Origin of the sequence: Bacillus sp. N3378-2at (genome assembly GCF_033412715.1) — a bacterium.
GTDB lineage: Bacteria > Bacillota > Bacilli > Bacillales > Bacillaceae > Bacillus > Bacillus subtilis.
Genome location: NZ_CP117986.1, coordinates 2,479,438 through 2,497,685 on the forward strand (window position 1 = coordinate 2,479,438; position 18,248 = coordinate 2,497,685).

At 47.6% G+C, this 18,248-nt stretch carries 21 protein-coding genes and 1 other annotated feature; of the genes, 3 read left to right on the plus strand and 18 right to left on the minus strand.

From position 1 onward, the window contains the following. Positions 1-28 precede the first annotated feature (28 nt). Positions 29-1,141 (minus strand): aminotransferase class V-fold PLP-dependent enzyme, encoded by a 1,113-nt coding sequence (locus PUN35_RS13325; RefSeq protein WP_014478723.1) that lies wholly within the window; start codon positions 1,139-1,141, stop codon positions 29-31. A 78-nt stretch (positions 1,142-1,219) separates the two neighbouring features. Here PUN35_RS13325 and pcp point away from each other — a divergent pair, with 78 nt between their 5' ends. Next, on the plus strand, positions 1,220-1,867 hold the full coding sequence (gene pcp / locus PUN35_RS13330; protein WP_014478722.1) for a pyroglutamyl-peptidase I: 648 nt from the start codon (positions 1,220-1,222) through the stop codon (positions 1,865-1,867). Here the strand turns inward: pcp and tatC are convergent. The 6 genes from tatC to cwlJ form a co-directional block, all read right to left on the minus strand. Next, positions 1,864-2,592 (minus strand): twin-arginine translocase subunit TatC, encoded by a 729-nt coding sequence (tatC, locus tag PUN35_RS13335; RefSeq protein WP_014475692.1) that lies wholly within the window; start codon positions 2,590-2,592, stop codon positions 1,864-1,866. The genes pcp and tatC overlap by 4 nt on opposite strands. A 60-nt stretch (positions 2,593-2,652) precedes the next feature. After that, positions 2,653-2,865, minus strand: a complete 213-nt coding sequence (gene tatAD, locus PUN35_RS13340; protein ID WP_003223835.1) for a sec-independent protein translocase protein TatAD — start codon at positions 2,863-2,865, stop codon at positions 2,653-2,655. Positions 2,866-2,877: 12 nt separating this feature from the next. Then, a complete protein-coding gene (gene phoD / locus PUN35_RS13345; protein ID WP_014478721.1) occupies positions 2,878-4,629 on the minus strand; it encodes an alkaline phosphatase PhoD in 1,752 nt (583 codons plus the stop codon). A gap of 18 nt (positions 4,630-4,647) precedes the next feature. Then, positions 4,648-4,824 (minus strand): hypothetical protein, encoded by a 177-nt coding sequence (locus PUN35_RS13350; RefSeq protein ID WP_003246278.1) that lies wholly within the window; start codon positions 4,822-4,824, stop codon positions 4,648-4,650. Positions 4,825-4,905: 81 nt separating this feature from the next. Next, positions 4,906-5,637, minus strand: a complete 732-nt coding sequence (locus PUN35_RS13355; protein ID WP_014478720.1) for a vWA domain-containing protein — start codon at positions 5,635-5,637, stop codon at positions 4,906-4,908. 105 nt (positions 5,638-5,742) lie between these two features. Then, a complete protein-coding gene (gene cwlJ, locus PUN35_RS13360) occupies positions 5,743-6,171 on the minus strand; it encodes a cell wall hydrolase CwlJ (protein ID WP_003246500.1) in 429 nt (142 codons plus the stop codon). Positions 6,172-6,483: 312 nt separating this feature from the next. Here cwlJ and PUN35_RS13365 point away from each other — a divergent pair, with 312 nt between their 5' ends. After that, a complete protein-coding gene (locus tag PUN35_RS13365) occupies positions 6,484-6,870 on the plus strand; it encodes a YndM family protein (protein WP_014478718.1) in 387 nt (128 codons plus the stop codon). Further along, positions 6,830-6,964, plus strand: coding sequence for a hypothetical protein (locus PUN35_RS13370; protein ID WP_121509393.1), 135 nt, complete (start codon positions 6,830-6,832; stop codon positions 6,962-6,964). The genes PUN35_RS13365 and PUN35_RS13370 overlap by 41 nt, the downstream gene beginning before the upstream one ends. Here the strand turns inward: PUN35_RS13370 and PUN35_RS13375 are convergent. The 11 genes from PUN35_RS13375 to gudP form a co-directional block, all read right to left on the minus strand. Beyond that, positions 6,925-7,611: an ABC transporter permease gene (locus PUN35_RS13375; protein WP_031600116.1), complete on the minus strand. Its 687-nt coding sequence runs from the start codon at positions 7,609-7,611 to the stop codon at positions 6,925-6,927. The two genes, PUN35_RS13370 and PUN35_RS13375, sit on opposite strands and share 40 nt — an antisense overlap. A gap of 18 nt (positions 7,612-7,629) precedes the next feature. Then, a complete protein-coding gene (locus PUN35_RS13380; RefSeq protein WP_014478716.1) occupies positions 7,630-8,553 on the minus strand; it encodes an ABC transporter ATP-binding protein in 924 nt (307 codons plus the stop codon). 91 nt (positions 8,554-8,644) lie between these two features. Then, on the minus strand, positions 8,645-9,580 hold the full coding sequence (gene ycbM, locus PUN35_RS13385; protein ID WP_014478715.1) for a two-component system sensor histidine kinase YcbM: 936 nt from the start codon (positions 9,578-9,580) through the stop codon (positions 8,645-8,647). Position 9,581: 1 nt separating this feature from the next. After that, positions 9,582-10,262 carry a two-component system response regulator YcbL gene (gene ycbL / locus PUN35_RS13390; RefSeq protein WP_080283098.1) on the minus strand — a complete coding sequence of 227 codons (681 nt, stop codon included), beginning with the start codon at positions 10,260-10,262 and terminating at the stop codon, positions 9,582-9,584. Positions 10,263-10,358: 96 nt separating this feature from the next. Next, a complete protein-coding gene (locus tag PUN35_RS13395) occupies positions 10,359-11,297 on the minus strand; it encodes a DMT family transporter (protein ID WP_014478713.1) in 939 nt (312 codons plus the stop codon). Between the two features lie 20 nt (positions 11,298-11,317). Further along, positions 11,318-11,479: an anti-TRAP regulator gene (gene rtpA / locus PUN35_RS13400; protein ID WP_003234807.1), complete on the minus strand. Its 162-nt coding sequence runs from the start codon at positions 11,477-11,479 to the stop codon at positions 11,318-11,320. Between the two features lie 97 nt (positions 11,480-11,576). Continuing rightward, positions 11,577-11,824 (minus strand) — a binding site (T-box leader). 57 nt (positions 11,825-11,881) lie between these two features. After that, a complete protein-coding gene (mphK, locus tag PUN35_RS13405; protein ID WP_014478712.1) occupies positions 11,882-12,802 on the minus strand; it encodes a macrolide 2'-phosphotransferase MphK in 921 nt (306 codons plus the stop codon). 273 nt (positions 12,803-13,075) lie between these two features. Then, the gene (gene garD / locus PUN35_RS13410; RefSeq protein ID WP_014478709.1) at positions 13,076-14,608 is read right to left on the minus strand and encodes a galactarate dehydratase; all 1,533 of its coding nucleotides are present in this window, start codon (positions 14,606-14,608) and stop codon (positions 13,076-13,078) included. A gap of 91 nt (positions 14,609-14,699) precedes the next feature. After that, entirely contained in the window at positions 14,700-15,401 is a 702-nt protein-coding gene (locus PUN35_RS13415) for a FadR/GntR family transcriptional regulator (protein WP_003234813.1), read from the minus strand. A gap of 69 nt (positions 15,402-15,470) precedes the next feature. Beyond that, on the minus strand, positions 15,471-16,838 hold the full coding sequence (gene gudD / locus PUN35_RS13420) for a glucarate dehydratase (RefSeq protein WP_014478708.1): 1,368 nt from the start codon (positions 16,836-16,838) through the stop codon (positions 15,471-15,473). A 36-nt stretch (positions 16,839-16,874) separates the two neighbouring features. Next, positions 16,875-18,242, minus strand: coding sequence for a glucarate transporter GudP (gene gudP / locus PUN35_RS13425; RefSeq protein ID WP_014478707.1), 1,368 nt, complete (start codon positions 18,240-18,242; stop codon positions 16,875-16,877). Positions 18,243-18,248: the final 6 nt, after the last annotated feature.

Sequence of the window (18,248 nt, forward strand, 5' to 3'; positions counted from 1 at the left end):
TGACTAGTGTTCAGGGGCTTTTTCATGTTTACTTGTGGATCGTTTTCGCCGCGATCTCATCAATCGCGCGCCGCATGTCCTCCTTCGTATTATAAAAATGGGGAGCGAGACGGATCACATTGTCCCGCGGCGCGCAAATCACTTTTTTCTTCTTCAGCAACGCCGCCGTTTCCGATGCCCGCTCATCCCGGATCGCAACCATACCTGGCTGACCCCCACCTTGTGCCGCCGCCAGCTGCAGGCCTTTTTCAGCGGCATATTGAACTGCATCGGCACAGATCGTTTTCACATGATCCCGAGTATGAGAAACTCCAATATGATTCAGCAGCGATAAAGCCGCTGCAGCTGCGTATACGCTGATAAAAGCTGGGGTGCCCGTTTGAAAACGGCGCGCGTCTTTCGCATAAGCCCCCTCAAATCCGTTCTCTCTGCCGAACCAAGCTGATGCTTTCGGCTTCAGTGCGTCAGCCAGCTCCTTTCTCACATAAAGAAACGCCACACCCGGTATGCCGAGCAAATACTTCCGGGTGCCTGCTGCCAGCATTTCTTCGCCCCATTCCTTCACATCAATGGGAATATGCCCGGCTGATTGATAAGCATCTACAAACAATAAAGAGCCCTTTCTCTGAGAAATCTCGGCAATCGCTTTTATATCCTGAACATAGCCGTCACGATAATGAACGTGAGGAACACACGTCAGTACTGTTTCATCCGAAATATGCGTTTCATATTGTTCAAGCGGCAGCACGCCGTCTATTGATGGAATGACGGATACGGTATAATCGGAGTGTGCCTGCCAAACATGAGGCACCGCCGGAAAATCCATATCTGTATATACAACGTGCTTCTTTCCAAATGCAGTTAAGGACGATGCTACAGAAACCAGTGCATCAGAAACTGACGGCACAATCGCCACTTCATCCGGTTCAGCCCCGATCAGCTTTGCAAACTCGTTTCTCGCAAACTCTGTTTTTTCAATCGCTTCTTTCCAGTTCGTCCCTTTATACAGCAGGCTATCATGATAATCCTGGATCGCCCTTGATACAGGCTCTGCCAATGCGCTCTGAGAACAGCTGGCAAGCATCGTATGCGTCTGCAAGGTTGGGAATAAATGACGATACTGCTGCGGCAAATGCTCCATTATGATTCACTCCTTTACATTATTTTGATGAAAAACCCATAAATAAACAATAGAATAAAAGAAAAAGGAGATGGGAGAATGAGAAAAAAAGTGCTGATCACTGGCTTTGACCCTTTTGACAAAGAAACCGTCAATCCATCATGGGAAGCGGCGAAACGGCTTAATGGCTTCGAGACGGAAGAAGCCATAATTACAGCGGAACAAATTCCTACTGTCTTTAGATCCGCTCTGGACACTCTGCGCCAAGCCATTCAAAAACATCAGCCGGATATCGTAATTTGTGTCGGCCAAGCAGGAGGACGGATGCAGATTACACCGGAACGAGTGGCGATCAACCTTGCAGATGCGCGAATCCCCGATAACGAAGGACATCAGCCGATTGATGAAGAAATTTCTCCAGATGGGCCCGCCGCTTACTGGACAGGGCTTCCCGTGAAACGAATGACTGCTAAGATGAAGGAACACGGCATTCCAGCTGCGGTTTCCTACACAGCGGGAACCTTTGTATGCAACTATTTGTTCTACGGGTTAATGGATTACATTAGCCGGACATCCCCGCACATTCGCGGCGGTTTTATTCATATTCCTTACATTCCGCAGCAAACAATCGACAAAACAGCGCCGAGCCTCAGTCTGGACACGATTGTCCGGGCATTGAGAATCGCCGCTGTTACGGCCGCACAATATGATGAGGATGTGAAGTCACCGGGCGGTACGCTGCACTAAGCGGCCGCCGCTGTTTCTTCCCTCAGCCTCTTTTTGTAGACAAACGCCGATAGGGTGACACTCACTTCAAACAGGACAAGAAGCGGGATCATCACGAGAAAATCAGAAATAAAATCAGGCGGTGTAATCAATATGGACACGACAATCAGCAGAAAATAGGACAGCTTTCTCGCTTTGGCCAGTCTGTAAGGATTTAAGATGCCCAGCCTTGTTAAAAACATCACCACCAAGGGCATCTCAAACAAGAAGCCGAACGGCAGGCTCAAATTCACCATAAACCTAAAGTAGCGGTCAGCCGTAAACATCGTTTCAAAGTGGCCGGAGGATAAATGAGTCAAAAAGCTGAGCACGATCGGAAACAAGACAAAGTATCCGAAGGAGATGCCCGCCAAAAACAACGCAAATAAACCTGGTATGTACATGAGCGTCACCTTGCGCTCCGTTTTCGTCAGTGCCGGTGCAACGAAACGCCACAGCTGGTACGCGGCAACAGGGATAGAAGCCGCAATGGCACAAATGCCGGAAAGCATCATATACACCCAGAGGATTTCACTCGGCCCAAGCACAGCCAGCTTTCCATCCAAATCCCTGATCAGCCAGTCATAAATGTCCTGTACGAACAAAAAAGCCGTGATGAGAAATAGAAAAAATGCCGCGAGGGTGACGATAATCCGGCGGCGAAGCTCTTCTAAATGCCCGATCAGATGGGTTTCTTTTTTATCCATTCAAAAAAGCCCTCCCTTTCATAAAAAAAGAGGCAGACCCGGTGTCTGCCTCATCAGCATTCAGCCCGCGTTTTTGTCCTGCTTTACCGCTGTCAGCTCAGCTGATTTCTCTTCTTTTTCATCACCAGACACAAGTGATTTTGTGGCGCTTTTAAATTCCAGCAGTGTCCGTCCGGCAGCACGCCCGATTTCCGGCAGCTTGGAAGGGCCAAAAATAATGAGGGCGATGACGAAGATCAGAATCAAACCCGGTATTCCAATGTTTGAAAACATAATTTCCACTCCTTAATTCGTGATTTTTGCCCGCTTCTTAATCATTTGTTTTTCGTGGGCTTTGTTGTGCGCAAAGAAACGATCCTCTTCGACCTCATCGGATTGCTTCACCCCGCCTTGGATTGTTGTGGATGATACCTTTCTCAACCCAGTTTGGTCTTTCTGGTAAACGAATGAAGCCCGCGTGGAAATGGCTGCGCCCGGCTCGGTCACAAACGGCATCACCCGATAATCGGCTTTCCACTGGTGAGGCGTCACTGTACAGCGGACATATCCGCGATAGTCGTTAAAGAACTTGATGTGCGGATTTTCTTTTAAAATTTGGTCCGTATCCGCCCGCTTATCGGCGCCGTTTCCTCCGGATGTGATCGAGGTTCCGACAAATTCGGCTCCGAATATTTTTGAACTTGTCTTCTCGAAATCGACATGCAAATTCGATGCCCAGCTTGCGTGTACATCACCTGTCAGTACGACAACATTATTCAGATTTTTGCTTTTAATGAAATTGATCACCCGTTCGCGCTGAGCCGGGTAGCCGTCCCACGAATCCATGCTGTAGATCGGGCTTGCGCTTGTCCCGAAATTCCACTTGGCAAAGAAAATCTGCTGCGCCAGCACATTCCAGTGGGCAGTCGAGCTGCCCAAATTGTTGAAGAGCCACTGCTCCTGTTCTTTTCCAAGCAGGGTCCGATTCGGATTGAGCGATTCATCAGAAGGCGGCTTATTGCCGTCGTTATTGGCTTGGTCGTCCCTGTACTGGCGGGTATCAAGCACATTGAAGGACGCCAGGTTTCCGTACGTAAAGTGCCGGTACAGCTGCATATCTGGGCCATTCGGCAAAGAGGAAATGCGGAGCGGCATATGTTCATAGTATGCCTGGTATGCTGCCGCGCGACGGAGCACGAATGCTTCAACCGACTGTCCTTTTTCAGGTATTTTATTGGCATAGTTGTTTTCAACTTCATGGTCATCCCAAGTTACAACCCAAGGGAATGCCGCATGTGCAGCTTTAAGATTGGCGTCAGAACGGTATTGAGCGTGACGGTTCCGATAGTCTTGCAGCGTAATGATTTCCGCGCTGTTGTGCGTGCGGACATTGCCTGTTTTTGATACATATTCATTTGGGCCGTATTCATATATGTAATCACCGAGATGGAAGACAAGATCAAGCTTTTCCTTTGCCATATGCTTGTAGGCCGTATAATATCCGTGCTCATATTGCTGGCAGGAAGCAAATGCAAAGGTCATTTGCGGCACATTGGCGCCAGGGGCAGGCAGTGTTTTTGTTTTTCCGACAGGGCTTAGTTCATGACCGGTTTTGAAACGGTAATAGTACACTTTGTTTGGCTCAAGCCCGTCCGCTTCCACATGAACGGAATGGGCAAGACTTGGTTTAGCCATTTCAGTGCCTTTTCTTACGATTTTGCGGAAATGCTCATCCTTTGCGACCTCCCATTTGACAGGCACTGCTTGCTTCGGCATTCCCCCGCCATTCAGCGGATCTGGTGCCAGACGTGTCCAAAGCACGACACTGTCAGAAAGCGGATCACCTGACGCTACCCCTAATGTAAACGGATAGCTTGAGAATTTAGGCGCAGCATTTACTTCAAAGGCCCCAACCGACTGGGCAATCGTTAATCCAAGAGAAAGTCCTGCAATCTTCCCCGCTCCTTGAATAAATTTGCGGCGGTCAAACGTATTGTTTTGAAAGCTTTCCTCTTTCAGTTTCTGTACCCATTCATCAAAACGACTGTCGTATGCCATTCAAGATCCCCTCTCTCCTCATTGATCGTCTCCATTATAGGAAATCATTGTTAAACGACTGTGAAGAAGTGTGAACTGATTGTAAGCGCTGAACATTAAAAACAGGTCTTCCCTCACAAGCCTGCTGCTGAAACATGCCGAAAGCTGGCTGAATGACGCGTTTTCTGCATATCCTGTCGTTTGCAAGCCGCCCATTCGGCCTATTTTTCTTCACATGATCTTAAAAAAACAAAAACACCGAGCCATTTCGCAGAATGACTCAGTGCTCTTTATCAGTTATTTCGAAAACAATCTGCTGAAAAAGCCCTTCTTTTTCGGCTTTTCAGCAGGAGGCTCTTGTTCTCTTACAATCCCTTTTTCCTTCGCTTCTTTCAGCCAAAATGGAAATTCAGCAAGCAGAGCATCATAAAGCTCATCATCAGAAATGCGGTCAATCTCTTCGATATGCAGGAAGTTCGTGTTATCAATGACACGCCCTTCTAACGTATCCAGTTTATTGAGAAAATCAAAGTTTCCGTTTCCGATGCCGACAAACTGCCAGAACACCGATTTATCAGAAGAAGCTTCAATTATCGGTTTGATTGACTTTTTACAGCCCCCGTCATTGATAAAAACAATGAAAGCAGGATACGAGCTCGGCTCCTCCGCAACATATTTGCGCAGCACGTCCTTCATGACTGGCGGCTCATCATTTCTGCCGAATTTATGCAAGCGGTCATTATTTAAAATTTCACGATCGACATAGCCCGAAAAATCCTTTTCTGAAACTGGCTTTAATCGGGAAAATTCATTATCATACACCCATACATCCAGCAAACCGTTATCATCAAACTGATCAGCCACTGCCAAAATCCGCTCCACCACATTTTGAACCGTCCCGTTTTTGTAGAGCGGTCTCATCGATCCCGTAATATCAAGAACCAGTCCAACACGAGCCGTCACCTTCGTTAACTGCTTTTTCTCCAGTACGATCTTTACACTTTTCTTTTGCAGGTCAATTGTTGCCATTCTGTCATCTCCGTCAGCTCTTTTTTCTTCGATTATCTCACAGGAATATTTTCCATTGCATCTTTTCAAAGAAAAACACCGTTCAATTTGAACGGTGTCCTGTCTCTAAAATGTGTTATATACATTTTCACACGTCTCCGCCGTCGGCTGATAAAAGCAGTGTGACTTAAATCTGGCCACAAACGGCTGGTTATACCACTGGGCTGGACAGTCCCCCTGCGGCCTGAAGTACCATAAACTAAATTTTGCAGGCCAGCGCCTTTCACCATTAATCGACCGGCGTGCAAGGGCACGCTCGCTATCTCGCGCCCTTTGATAAAAATATCCATGAGTCACAGCCTCAAACGCGTGTGGCTGATAAATCATCTGCCTGATGGTGCGGAGGCCTTTAAAATCTGAGCAATTCGCCCGCAGCCGATTAATTCCAACGTTGCCGACAAGCAGCATCCCCTGCTTGCCTTCGCCTTCCGCTTCCGCTCTGAGCAGCCTTGCCATCAAATCGACATCCGCACTCGTTGCTCTCACGACCGCCATCACGTCACCTCCCCTTGATCTCTTTTCATCATATTTCATTACTTCAGAAGTGATGACGGAGGGACAGGAGAAGTTTTTAAATTTATTCATCTAAAAACAGCAAACATAATGGGCTGTTGGGCATCAAAGCAGCGTCCGGTGCAGTACAAGCTTCACGTTTCCGCTGTCGAAGCGCCGCAGCCTCAATTCCTGATTCACATCATTGACCCCTCCCCAGCAGATTTGCACCCGCCTCCGAAAAGAAATAAGGTTTAACTTTTTACATTTGAGGAATTATACATAACAAATCAAATGACAAAAGGAGGAATTGTAATGACACATGTGAAAGCGCTCGCTATTAAAGGTATTATGACGATTATTGTGTTGTATCTGGTGCTTGGTCTGGGCTTTGGTTTCACGTTTGGTGATACGCTGCTAATGACGATTGTGTTAGGGGTTATTTCTTATTTGCTGGGCGATCTTTATGTATTGCCGAGATGGAATAATATGATTGCAACTTTGGCTGATTTTGGCTTGGCCTTTCTTGTGATCTGGCTGATGGGCATGCCGCTTTCCCTGGGGATGACTGGCGGTGAAGTTGCGTTGGCGGCTTTATTCGGCGCAATCGTCATGGCAATCGGTGAATATTGCTTCCATTTCTATATGATGAGCAAAGAGATTGGCAAGAAGCATTATCTTGAAACAAGAACAGACTCATAATAGAAAGGCCGGTGCTGACAGCATCGGCCTTTTATACTTATTGGGCGCCTTTGTTTACGCATCCTGCTTTTCCGCATTCCTGATCGCCATGTAGGAAAAGAACAATCCGAATGCCGCTAACGATAACGGGATATACACAACAGATGAAATCGAGAAGCCCGGACTTGTTGAGCTGATGAGCATCACAATTACTACAGATGAAATGATGGTCGCCGGAACCGAGTGTCTACGCATCCCAAAAAAGATGGGAACTAAACTGGTTCCAGCGGCGCCAAAAGCGAAAACCGCCATTTTGACCGCCTGTTGAGAAATGATCTCGGAAGTAAGCTCTCCCGGTATGAAATGGCAGATCGAGTTCAGCCAAAAGAAACCGGCGGCTATGAGTATATTTGAAAGTAAAATCGTGATAAACGTCAGTCCGCCCGCGATCATGAGCTTAGCGGTGAGCAGCTTTTTACGGCTGATCGGGTACGTGAACATCACAAGAATGGTTTTGTTTTTATATTCCGAAATCACCAATTTTACGATCAGCACAGCGCCAAATACGATAAATACCGCTCTGACGAAGGTGCCGATGATGAGGAATGCTTCATCCGTACTTTGGAACGAAACCCCGCCATCGGCTTTTTCGGAATAACTGATCAGCCACATAAAACCCATAATGATCACGTTGGCAATGAGGGCACCTCTGATATACCAGCCCATTTTCATTTTTCTTAATTCGATTCTGATCAAATTCATCAACGTGTCTCTCCTCCTTTACGCACTGATGCTATTGCCGTTGATCAATTTGATAAAATAATCCTCCAGCGTCGTATACTTTTTGTTCATTGATTCAATGTCTACATCATTTAAAATCAATGCTTTGGATATGGCAGCCTGAGAGGCTTCAGCCTCGTAAATTCGAATCGTTTTCTCATTTAATATTTTAAAGTTGGTTAATTGCAGCTCTTTCTCCAGCACAAAGCAGGCCCTTGTCTGATTCGATGTAACAAGCTCGATGTATTCAGTGTTCTGGCCCCTGACATCCTCCATTGATACCTCTTCAAGCAGCCTGCCGTCCCGAATGACGCCGATTGTGTCCGCGATTTGTTCGATTTCACCCAGCAGGTGGCTTGAGATCAGCAGCGTCATACCGTACTCTTTGCTCAGCACTTGAAACAATTGCCTGATCTTTTTAATGCCGAGAGGGTCAAGACCATTCACCGGCTCATCCAGAATAAGCAGGTCCGGCTTCGTGAGGATGGCACGCGCAATTCCAAGGCGCTGCTTCATCCCGAGGGAAAAGGTTTTGACGGGTTTTTTATCGATTTGTTTTAAATTCACCATATCCAGCACTTCTTGTATGGCTTTTTTATTGTGGTATCCCATATATTCACAATGCAGATCTAAATTTTCTTCAGCTGTCAGGTTTTCATAAAAAATCGGATATTCAATCATGCTGCCGATGTTCCCCAGCACCTCATATGACGTGTGGGTGAACTTGTTCCCAAGGATGATGATTTCACCGCTTGTCGGTTTGACAAGGCTCGTCAGCATTTTCATGATGGTTGTTTTCCCCGCGCCGTTCGGGCCGAGAAAGCCGTAGATTTCACCTTTTTTAATATGCATGCTGACATTGGATACGACCTCTTTGCCCTGATACGTTTTGGTCAGCCCGTTTGTTTGTACGATATAAGTCAACTTTGTTTCTCCTTCCCTCTCTTTACCTATTTTCTATTGTAGCGGCGAGCCCTGTCATTTTTATTTCTCAAACCTTAAGAAATTCTTACGATTAATATGTCATGCGTTTCAATGTGATCGTAAATGCAGTCCGTTCGTACGGCTTGCTTTGGACGGATATCGTGCCTCCCATTTTTTCTGTAAGCCGTTTTGTGATGGTTAAACCCAGGCCGCTTCCTTGAAATGCTTTATTTCTGGATTCTTCAAGTGTGTACAGCCTCTCAAACACCCGCTGCTGATCGGTTTCACTAATCCCTTTTCCGCGATCCCATACGGTGATGGCGATGTTCCTCTCATCATAAGACAGCGTCAGCCCGATTAACTTGCCGGCCGCGCCATATTGAATCGCATTGGACAATAGGTTTTGCAGGATTCTGTCCAGAGCCTCTTCATTCGCCTGCGCATACACCGGCGTATCCGGGATATCGATGGCTGCTTGAAAGCCTTTTGACTGAACAGCGTCATAATAGTGCAGGATATTTCGTTTGCATATGTCATTCATATGTACTTTGGTGATCGGGATCTCTTTATCTTCAGATTCTAATTTCGCTAAATCAAAAAAGGAGTTGATCATCTGAATGAGTTCATTTGTTTTCTGGCGGAGCTTCTCCAGCAATCTTTCCCGCTCTTCGTCCGGCATGTTCGGATCACTTTGAATCGCTTCGATATAACCAAGAATGACTGTTAACGGCGTTTTCAGGTCGTGCGACATATTGGTCAGCATCCGCTTCATGGATTGCTCTGTTTTGGCAAATTGGGCGCTGATCTGCTGACGATTCTCAACGATAAGATTGATGTTAACAAGCAAGCCTTTGAGCGTATGATCGTCTGTAGGAAGCAAAACTTGTCCTGCCGAATCCCGGCTGAGCATGTAGCTAAGCTGGTCAGCCGTGTAAGCCAGATTCCCGTCCCGCTTCTTTTTCATTATGAATTGAATCACATTCAGACACGCCAGAGCGATGACAGCGGCCACCCATAGCACTGTCATTCTAAAACTCTCCTAATTTATAACCGATGCCCCATAGCGTTTTAATATATTGAGGGGAGGAGGGGTCATCCTCAATCTTTTCTCTGAGCCGCCGCATATGTACGTTAATGATGTTCTGATCATCAAAGTACTCTTCATTCCAAACGGAACGGTAGATTTGTTCTTTCGTAAACACTTTTTTAGAATTTGATGCGAATAAGCACAGCAGCTGCCATTCTGTTGACGTCAGCTGGAGCGGTTCTCCGTTTTTCAAAACGGAAACATTGTCTATATCTATCGCAAGCTGGTGAATCCGGATCACCTTATTCACAGCCGGCTCCTCTGCCGAATATTGCGTTGCCCGCCGTATCGCGGCTTTTACTCTGGCTGTCAGCTCAATCATCGAAAACGGTTTGGCGATATAATCGTCCGCCCCAAAGCCCAGTCCCAATGCCTTGTCCACATCTCCATCTTTTGCCGAAATCATTAAGACCGGAACGTTACTTTTTTCCCGGATGATTTTCAGAAAATCCATGCCGTTCAGCTTCGGGAGCATGATATCAAGGAGGACCAAATCGTATGAACCCTGCTGAAACAGCCGGATACCCTCTTCTCCGTCGAAAGCATGCACAATTCCAAAGCCTTCTTTTGTTAAATAATGATCCACCATTTCACTGATTGAGTGGTCGTCTTCTACAAGCAATATGCGCTGCATCTTCTCACCTAACCTTTACAAAATCAAAAAACACACACGTAATTACACTTATTGTAATTGAAAAACGTGTGTGTTTTATATAAATTATTCTTTTTTTCCTGTTTTCAGCTTCCTGTATTCCATGCCCGTAATGACAAAGAATACAGCAGTGCATCCAATGACTTGAATAAGTCGAAGCCGTTCACCGAGAAATAAAGCTCCATAGAAAATCGTCAGGACAGGCCCTGCCATTGAAATGGCGGCGGCTCGCTGTGCCCCGATTCGTCTTATGCCCTCAAGCATTAGCACAAATGGAATCACAGTGGTTACGACTGCAATTACCGCGAACAAACCATACATAGAAAGCGGATATGCTACCATTGGCGTATTCATGCCAGCCGCCGATTTTATCCCTGTGTAAAGCATCATGGCAGCTCCAGCAGCTGTCATCCCGTATGCATTGAGACGGATCCCCCCGATTTGATGGACGAGATGCCCGGAAAGGACAAGATAACCAGCATAGACGGCCGAAGATAACAAAATGAATACAGCTCCAATCATATTCGCCTGGAAAAGCTCAGCATTCCAGCCGCCCAGCGCCAAGAAAAGCCCAAACATGACCGCCAGAACTGCGAAGAGGTCCTGAATTGAGGACCTTTTCCGGTCACGACACACGGTGAATCCAAACACAAACAACGGATAGCTCATCAGCAATATACGTTCAACCATTGCGGATACATGGTTCAGCCCGATAAAATCAAGCAAGGGAGACAGAAAAAAACAAAACACTCCCGCGCCACAAGCCTTCCATAGGTCTCCTTTTTTCTTACCGTCTGGCATTGGAGGACGGTATATTAAAAAAATCAGCCAAAACAGCGGAACAGCCAGCAGCTGCCTGTATAGCAGCACGGCATCTGGCTCAGCACCCATTTGGTATGCCCATTTTATCCAAATCGATTTAGACGCAAAACAAACTGTTCCGATCAGCAAAAAAATCGTACCTGCTGCGGCCTCACGAATCTTACTCTGCTCTTCTGCTCTCATCTCAGCTCAGCTTTTCTCCTTTACTTATTCAAATGCTTTTGGATAAAATCCAGAAGCGTATATCCTTGAGCAGTCAGAATAACACCTTTTCCGCTGCAGGCCGGGCAAGGTGTTCCTTCGATTTCTCCCGCTCTTTCACATTTAGGACATGCGACCTCAAGATCATCAGTTGCAATGACCATTTGATATCCTCCTTTCTAACTCATCTGCTATGCCACCACCAGCCATCGTCCATTGGCCGTCACCTCCTTTAAGAAACACAAAAAACCCCCGTCCTATGCAAAGGACGAGGGTCTCGCGGTACCACCTTTATTAACAGCTATACAGCCGTTCACTCTAAGTACAGAAAACCTATGTTTCGATACTCCTCTCTTGGTAACGGGGAGAGAAACCCGGCATCGCCTACTATCCGTTCAGCAAAGCAATTCAGAAGCCCATTCGGCATCAGGGAAGGATCGGTTCACACCTGCCACCGACTCTCTGAACCTCCATTCTGATGCGTACTTGCTCTTCCTCACGATTGTTAATCCGTTCTATTATTTGTAAAGTTTATAATACTTGGTTCTTGAAATGAAGTCAATTGGTTAACCCGGTTTTACACCAAGTGCTTCCAGCGCCATATTGATGTGTTCCTCCTGCTGTGTTTGCAGAGCGAGCTTGGCGATTTCCATCGGATACGCCGCCTGCATCTCTGAAATGTGTTCCTGCATTTTTGCCCATATCCGGCCGCCTGCTTGATTATAGTATTCAAGTAAACGGGCAGTTTCTTTTTCCCCGAAAATGGTTTGATAAAGAACAAAATCCTTGGCTGGATCGGCAACCTTCGCTTCTGTCCAATCCAGAAGTCCTGTGACACGTTCATTTTGGTCGATAAGAATATGCGGCGGGTGGAGATCGCCGTGTATCAAAGAAGAGAAACCCGGCCAGTATGCATCATCATCTATCCACTTTTGCCATCTTTCCCAAAGCGTCGTAGATACGCCAAGCTTATTCTTCACATCAACCATAGAGTCTGCTGTCATTTGCCTGAAATCTTCTGGCCTTATCACTTCTATTCCGGATTGCCCAGCAGATATTTGATCCGTGCCATGTAATTCAGCCAGTATGTCGGCAAGTGTGCGGACAAAGTCGTCTGACGGCGGCTGATGATCCATATTCCATACATATTGCTTTTGTTCCAAGTCAATTCCAGCAGCCGGCGTTCCTTTTAACATTGGGTAAGCGATCAATTCCGGTGTATGAATTCTCCAATCCGGCACATCAGCAGTCAAATTCGCGCGGAGAAAGGCAAGCGTTATGCCTTCTGCAGATGCTCTTTCCACAACATCACTTCGCCGCGGTTTTCGCAGCACCCATGGCATACCTGTGTCGTCCTTGGCAAATACAACTTGAAAGTCCATTCCGGTTTCATTCAATTGCGCGTTCTCAGAATGAACCGTCAAACCTTGGCTGCGTGCAAGCCCGACAATCTCAGTGATAAGCTGTTTTTCGTTAAGGTTTGTCATCCCATTTCCCCTTTCTCATGCTCCGGCCTGCAGTAAAGAGAAGGGATGCTTGAAGGTACAAAAAAAGGGCAGGCACGCCACCCTCTTTTTTGATAATCATGTAAGGGCTCATACATAGGCGGATTCATCCCGTCTCGCATTCAGGCGAGAGTTGTTCACTATTGAATTCGTGTCACTCGGAATCTAATGAATGCCATGCTGTAACCCCTCCGTTTCCTATACGCTGATTTTCATTTTACAACATATTCCATCTTCCCGCTATAAAAACATGAATCAAGTCACTGGAGCAGGATTAAACAAGCACAAATCATTATGAAGGCCCCAACGGTCAGCCCACGTTTGTTTGCGGCCGCTTGCCACATCCAAAATCGTCCTGAAGATTTCCCAGCCTACGTCTTCGATACTGGCCTCTCCTGTCGCGATTCGGCCGGCATTGATATCGATTAAATCAGCCCAATGCTCTGATAAGGAATGCCGCGTCGATACTTTCAGCACCGGTGCAGCAGCCAGGCCATATGGTGTTCCCCTCCCTGTCGTAAACACCTGCAGATTCATGCCCGCAGCCAGCTGCAGGGTGCCGCACACAAAATCGCTTGCCGGTGTCGCCGCGAACAGCAGGCCTTTTTGCTCTGCTCTTTCACCAGGGCCGAGCACGCCGGAGATGGGGCTTGTGCCTGATTTCGCTACCGAGCCTAACGCTTTTTCCACCACATTGGATAATCCGCCTTTTTTATTGCCTGGTGACGGGTTTGCGCTTCGGTCTGCGTCTCCCCGCCGGAGATAGCTGTCATACCACTTCATCTCTTTGATCAGTGATTGTCCGACCTCTTCACTGACAGCCCGCGGCGTTAATAAATGAATGGCATCCCGCACCTCTGTCACTTCAGAAAACAAAACCGTTGCACCTGCGCGAACCAATAAATCAGCCGCGTACCCCACGGCAGGGTTCGCCGTCACGCCGGAAAACGCATCACTGCCGCCGCATTGCAGGCCGATAACCAGATCCGAAACAGGGCATGACACCCGGGTTCTGCTGTTCAGCCTGATTAACCGTTCCTCCGCCATTTCCAAAATGGATTGGATCATCGCCGCAAAACCTCGGTGATCCTGGAGCGATAGAATGTCATCATCATTTTCGGAGGCAATTCTTTCCGGGAGGAGCTTTTCACATCCCAATCCGATTACCATTACTTCTCCGCCGAAGTTCGGATGCTTCGCAAGATTTTGAATCGTGCGGATCGGAATGACAGCGTCGGGCGCATTGATCGCCACGCCGCATCCGTATTGATGATGCAGCGGCACAACGTCATCAACATTTGGGTATTTCGGCAGCAGCTCTTCTTTTATTCGTTTGACTGCATAATCCAAAACACCAACAACACATTGAACACTTGTCGTGATGCCGAGGATATTTTTTGTCCCCGCACTGCCATCCGCATTTCGGTATCCTTCAAACGTGTAGCCTTCAAGAGGCGGCCGCGGCTGCGGCACCCTGTTTGCGAGAGGAAGATCGTCTAACGCCGGAGGAGCGGGCATTCTCACGAGGGCTTCCCGTATCCAGCTCCCGCGTTTGATCGTCTCATCAGCAAATCCGATCACCTCTCCGTAACGCACGATCTCGTCCCCTTGATTGAGATCGGTGAGGGCCACCTTATGGCCTTGAGGAACATCCTCTTCAAGTACGAGCCCGCATGAGAAAACAGTGCCCTTTGGCAGTCCTCCATCATTTACAATAATCGCGGTGTTATCTATTTCATGCACTTTGATGTAAAGGGGCGCTTGGTTCTTCCTGAGGTTCATCGCCATATGAAAATCACTCCTCATAACTTAGTAAGCGTTTTCTAAATTGGTTTTAAAAAAACCGCAGCTCTTACGTTTCAACTGCGGTTGCTCACCATTATTTTTCATCCATTCCTTTTAAAATTTTGTCACGGACAAATTTCAGATGCTCATACATGTGGTAATGTGCTTTGTACGGATCTCTTTTGGCAAGGGCGTCGTAGATTTTTTTGTGATATTCGACCGTTACATCTCTCTCCCTGTACGGAATTTGGCTGTCAATTTTCGCATGGGTGATCAACAGGGACTGAATCATCCCTTCAACGACGGGGTTATTGGCGCTTAACGCAATAATTCGATGGAACTCTTTATCCGCTTCACCATAAAGATTGTCAGTGCTGTTGGCAATATCGTCGATCGTCTTCTGCAAACGCTGAAGCTCTTCCTCATTGATTTTTTCCGCGGCAATTGTCACGAGTCCGAGTTCTAGCGCCATCCGCGCTTCAATGATAGCCGGAAGATTATCAGTGGCCAAGGCAAGCATGACGGAAAACGGCTGCATGCCGATTTTATCGTTGAAATATGTGCCCCCTCGTGTTTTTCTCGTAATGACGCCCAGCGTTTCAAGTGAACTGAGTGCCTCCCGAAGCACCGGCCTGCTGACATGCAAAATGTCCATCAGTTCCATTTCTGTCGGCAATTTGTCTCCGGCCCTCAACTGTCCGCTCGATAATAAATGGACAATCCGTTCGATGACCTGCTTGGCTAATGTTTTCCGATTGACTGTATCGACTTTCAAATCCTCTAAACCTTCGTACACGAACAACTCTCCCTTCAGTTGTTCAATTGTAAGACAAAATAGCGGATATGACAATATTTACAATCAAACTTATCGCACAAGACACGGGCGCTTCCGGTCAAATTCCCAGTTGCTGATCAGGAACTGCATTGGGATCGCGTCATTCCGTGCGCCTAAATTCATTTTCCGATAGATCTCATGCGCTTTTTCCACTTGTTCCATATCAATATCGATGCCTAGTCCAGGCTTATCCGGCACCTTGACACAGCCAGAAGAAATCTCAAAAGGCTGTTTCGTTAATCGCTGCCCGTCCTGCCAGATCCAATGGGTATCAATCGCCGTGATCCGCCCCGGAGCCGCTGCTGCCACATGGGTAAACATCGCAAGGGAAATATCAAAGTGGTTGTTGGAGTGCGAGCCCCATGTCAAACCCCAATCATGGCACATTTGCGCAACCCGCACCGACCCTTGCATCGTCCAAAAATGCGGATCAGCCAGCGGTATATCGACCGCGTGGAGCTGAATCGCGTGACCCATTTCCCGCCAGTCTGTCGCAATCATATTTGTCGCAGTCGGAAGCCCTGTCGCGCGGCGGAATTCAGCCATTACTTCACGAGCGGAGTAGCCATTCTCATCCCCGCACGGATCTTCCGCATACGCGAGCACATCTTGCTTTCCTTTGCATAATGCAATAGCTTCCTCTAATGACCATGCCCCGTTCGGATCAAGAGTGATCCTTGCCTCTGGAAAACGTTTCGATAATGCGGTAACAGCTTCGATTTCCTCTTCTCCCTGCAGCACCCCGCCTTTCAATTTGAAATCCTGAAAGCCATAGCGCTCCTGTGCGGATTCGGCAAGACGCACAATGGCCTCCGGCGTCAGCGCTTCCTCATGGCGCAGACGGAACCACGCACAATCTGACTGCTCATCGCTTTGATACGGCAAGGTCGTCCGCTTTCGGTCGCCGATATAAAAGAGGTAACCGAGCATTTTTACTTCATCACGCTGCTTCCCTTCGCCCAATAAAGCCGCGACCGGTTCCTGAAGAAACTTTCCAAGCAAATCTAACAAAGCCGCTTCCAGTGCGGTGACGGCGTGCACAGTGGTGCGCAAATCAAACGTCTGATTTCCTCGCCCTCCCCTGTCCTGATCGCCAAACTGCTTTCTGACCGTTTGCAATATCGCTTGGTACGCACCGATAGATTTTCCGACAACAAGCGGCTCTGACAGCTCCAGTGTGCGGCGAATATGCTCTCCGCCAGGCACCTCGCCGACTCCCTGATTTCCGCTGCTGTCCGTTAAGATTACGATATTCCGAGTAAAAAACGGGCTGTGCGCTCCGCTTAGATTCAGCAGCATGCTGTCATGTCCCGCAACAGGAATCACCTTCATTTCAGTAATTGAGGGAATATTCGATCTTTTCTCTTTTTGAACCTGCTCTTGTATCGGTGAACTCATGCATTTTCCTCCCTTTATAAAGCGCTTTCATAAGTATTAGACAGGCAACGATTGATCGGGGTCTTGTTCTTGTTTCTTTAACACGACCCGTTTGATCGGCCCGACCAGCAGCAAATAGCTTAGGATCGCCGCAATCGCGTTAGCGCCGACAAACACAAGCGCGCCATTAAAAGATCCAGTGGCATTAACAATGTATCCGATAATAATCGGTGTTGTAATCGAGGCAATATTGCCGAAAGTGTTGAACAAACCGCCGCTTAATCCTGCACATTCTTTCGGAGACGTGTCCGACACGACAGCCCAGCCCAGTGCGCCGAAGCCTTTTCCGAAAAACGCGAGCGACATAATGATAACGACGAGCCATGCTGAATCTGTGTAGTTGCAGACAATCATACTGCAAGACAGCAGCATGCCGGCAATGATTGGCACTTTTCTTGCAAAGGTCAGTGAACGGCCTTTTTTGAGCAAGATGTCTGACACAATGCCCCCAAGCACGCCGCCGGCAAATCCGCACAGCGCCGGCAGGGAAGCGACAAACCCAGCTTCAAGAATAGACATGCCGCGGGCCTGAACCAAATATACCGGAAACCATGTGAGAAAGAAATAGGTGAGAGTCGTAATACAGTATTGCGCGATGTACACACCAATCAGCATGCGGTTCGTTAACAGCTGTTTGATATACGGCCATTTCGATTCTGTCTCTTGTTTGCTTTTACTGTCATCCATGGAAATCAGTCCGCCGCCCTGTTCGATGTACGCAAGCTCAGCTTCATTAACCTTTGGGTGTTTTTTCGGTTCGTACACCGTTTTTAGCCAGATGACAGCCAGAAGAATGCCCGCAATACCCATAACAACGAAGACGGAATGCCAGCCGAAAGAGTGGGTAAGCCAGCCCATTAAAGGAGAAAAAATGACGATTGCGAAGTATTGTGCTGAATTAAAAAAGGCTGAAGCTGTCCCGCGCTCGGAGCTTGGAAACCATGAGGCAACAACTCTGCCGTTTCCGGGAAATGAAGGCGCTTCTGATAAACCAACCAGAAAACGCAGTGCAAACAGCAGGATAATCGCTGTGCCGGCGGAGAAAAAGCCAATCGCCCCTTGCAGCAGCGTAAAAAACGACCAGAAAAAGATGCTTAACGCAATGATAGTCTTTGAACCAAAACGGTCCAGCAGCCAGCCGCCCGGAAGCTGTCCGATGACATAGGCCCAGCCAAAGGCAGAAAAGACATATCCCATGGCGACCGAGTCCAATCCCAAATCGTGCTGGACGGAATCTCCGGTGATGGAAAGCGTCGCTCGATCCGCGTAGTTAATAGAGGTCACAAGAAACAGCATAAACACGATGAACCAGCGCACGGACGTTTTTTTGCCCGCCGGTGTAACATTCGCAAAGTCTTTTTTCATAGTATC

Bases quoted from the DNA above. Each gene is read 5' to 3' on its own strand.
- garD (WP_014478709.1), bottom strand. From the start codon at position 14,608: ATGGCGATGAACCTCAGGAAGAACCAAGCGCCCCTTTACATCAAAGTG.
- tatC (WP_014475692.1), bottom strand. From the start codon at position 2,592: ATGGATAAAAAAGAAACCCATCTGATCGGGCATTTAGAAGAGCTTCGC.
- PUN35_RS13355 (WP_014478720.1), bottom strand. From the start codon at position 5,637: ATGGCAACAATTGACCTGCAAAAGAAAAGTGTAAAGATCGTACTGGAG.
- PUN35_RS13375 (WP_031600116.1), bottom strand. From the start codon at position 7,611: ATGAATTTGATCAGAATCGAATTAAGAAAAATGAAAATGGGCTGGTAT.
- tatAD (WP_003223835.1), bottom strand. From the start codon at position 2,865: ATGTTTTCAAACATTGGAATACCGGGTTTGATTCTGATCTTCGTCATC.
- PUN35_RS13350 (WP_003246278.1), bottom strand. From the start codon at position 4,824: ATGGGCGGCTTGCAAACGACAGGATATGCAGAAAACGCGTCATTCAGC.
- cwlJ (WP_003246500.1), bottom strand. From the start codon at position 6,171: ATGGCGGTCGTGAGAGCAACGAGTGCGGATGTCGATTTGATGGCAAGG.
- pcp (WP_014478722.1), top strand. From the start codon at position 1,220: ATGAGAAAAAAAGTGCTGATCACTGGCTTTGACCCTTTTGACAAAGAA.
- gudD (WP_014478708.1), bottom strand. From the start codon at position 16,838: ATGAGTTCACCGATACAAGAGCAGGTTCAAAAAGAGAAAAGATCGAAT.
- gudP (WP_014478707.1), bottom strand. From the start codon at position 18,242: ATGAAAAAAGACTTTGCGAATGTTACACCGGCGGGCAAAAAAACGTCC.
- PUN35_RS13365 (WP_014478718.1), top strand. From the start codon at position 6,484: ATGACACATGTGAAAGCGCTCGCTATTAAAGGTATTATGACGATTATT.
- mphK (WP_014478712.1), bottom strand. From the start codon at position 12,802: ATGACAAACCTTAACGAAAAACAGCTTATCACTGAGATTGTCGGGCTT.
- PUN35_RS13395 (WP_014478713.1), bottom strand. From the start codon at position 11,297: ATGAGAGCAGAAGAGCAGAGTAAGATTCGTGAGGCCGCAGCAGGTACG.
- rtpA (WP_003234807.1), bottom strand. From the start codon at position 11,479: ATGGTCATTGCAACTGATGATCTTGAGGTCGCATGTCCTAAATGTGAA.
- ycbM (WP_014478715.1), bottom strand. From the start codon at position 9,580: ATGACAGTGCTATGGGTGGCCGCTGTCATCGCTCTGGCGTGTCTGAAT.
- phoD (WP_014478721.1), bottom strand. From the start codon at position 4,629: ATGGCATACGACAGTCGTTTTGATGAATGGGTACAGAAACTGAAAGAG.
- PUN35_RS13325 (WP_014478723.1), bottom strand. From the start codon at position 1,141: ATGGAGCATTTGCCGCAGCAGTATCGTCATTTATTCCCAACCTTGCAG.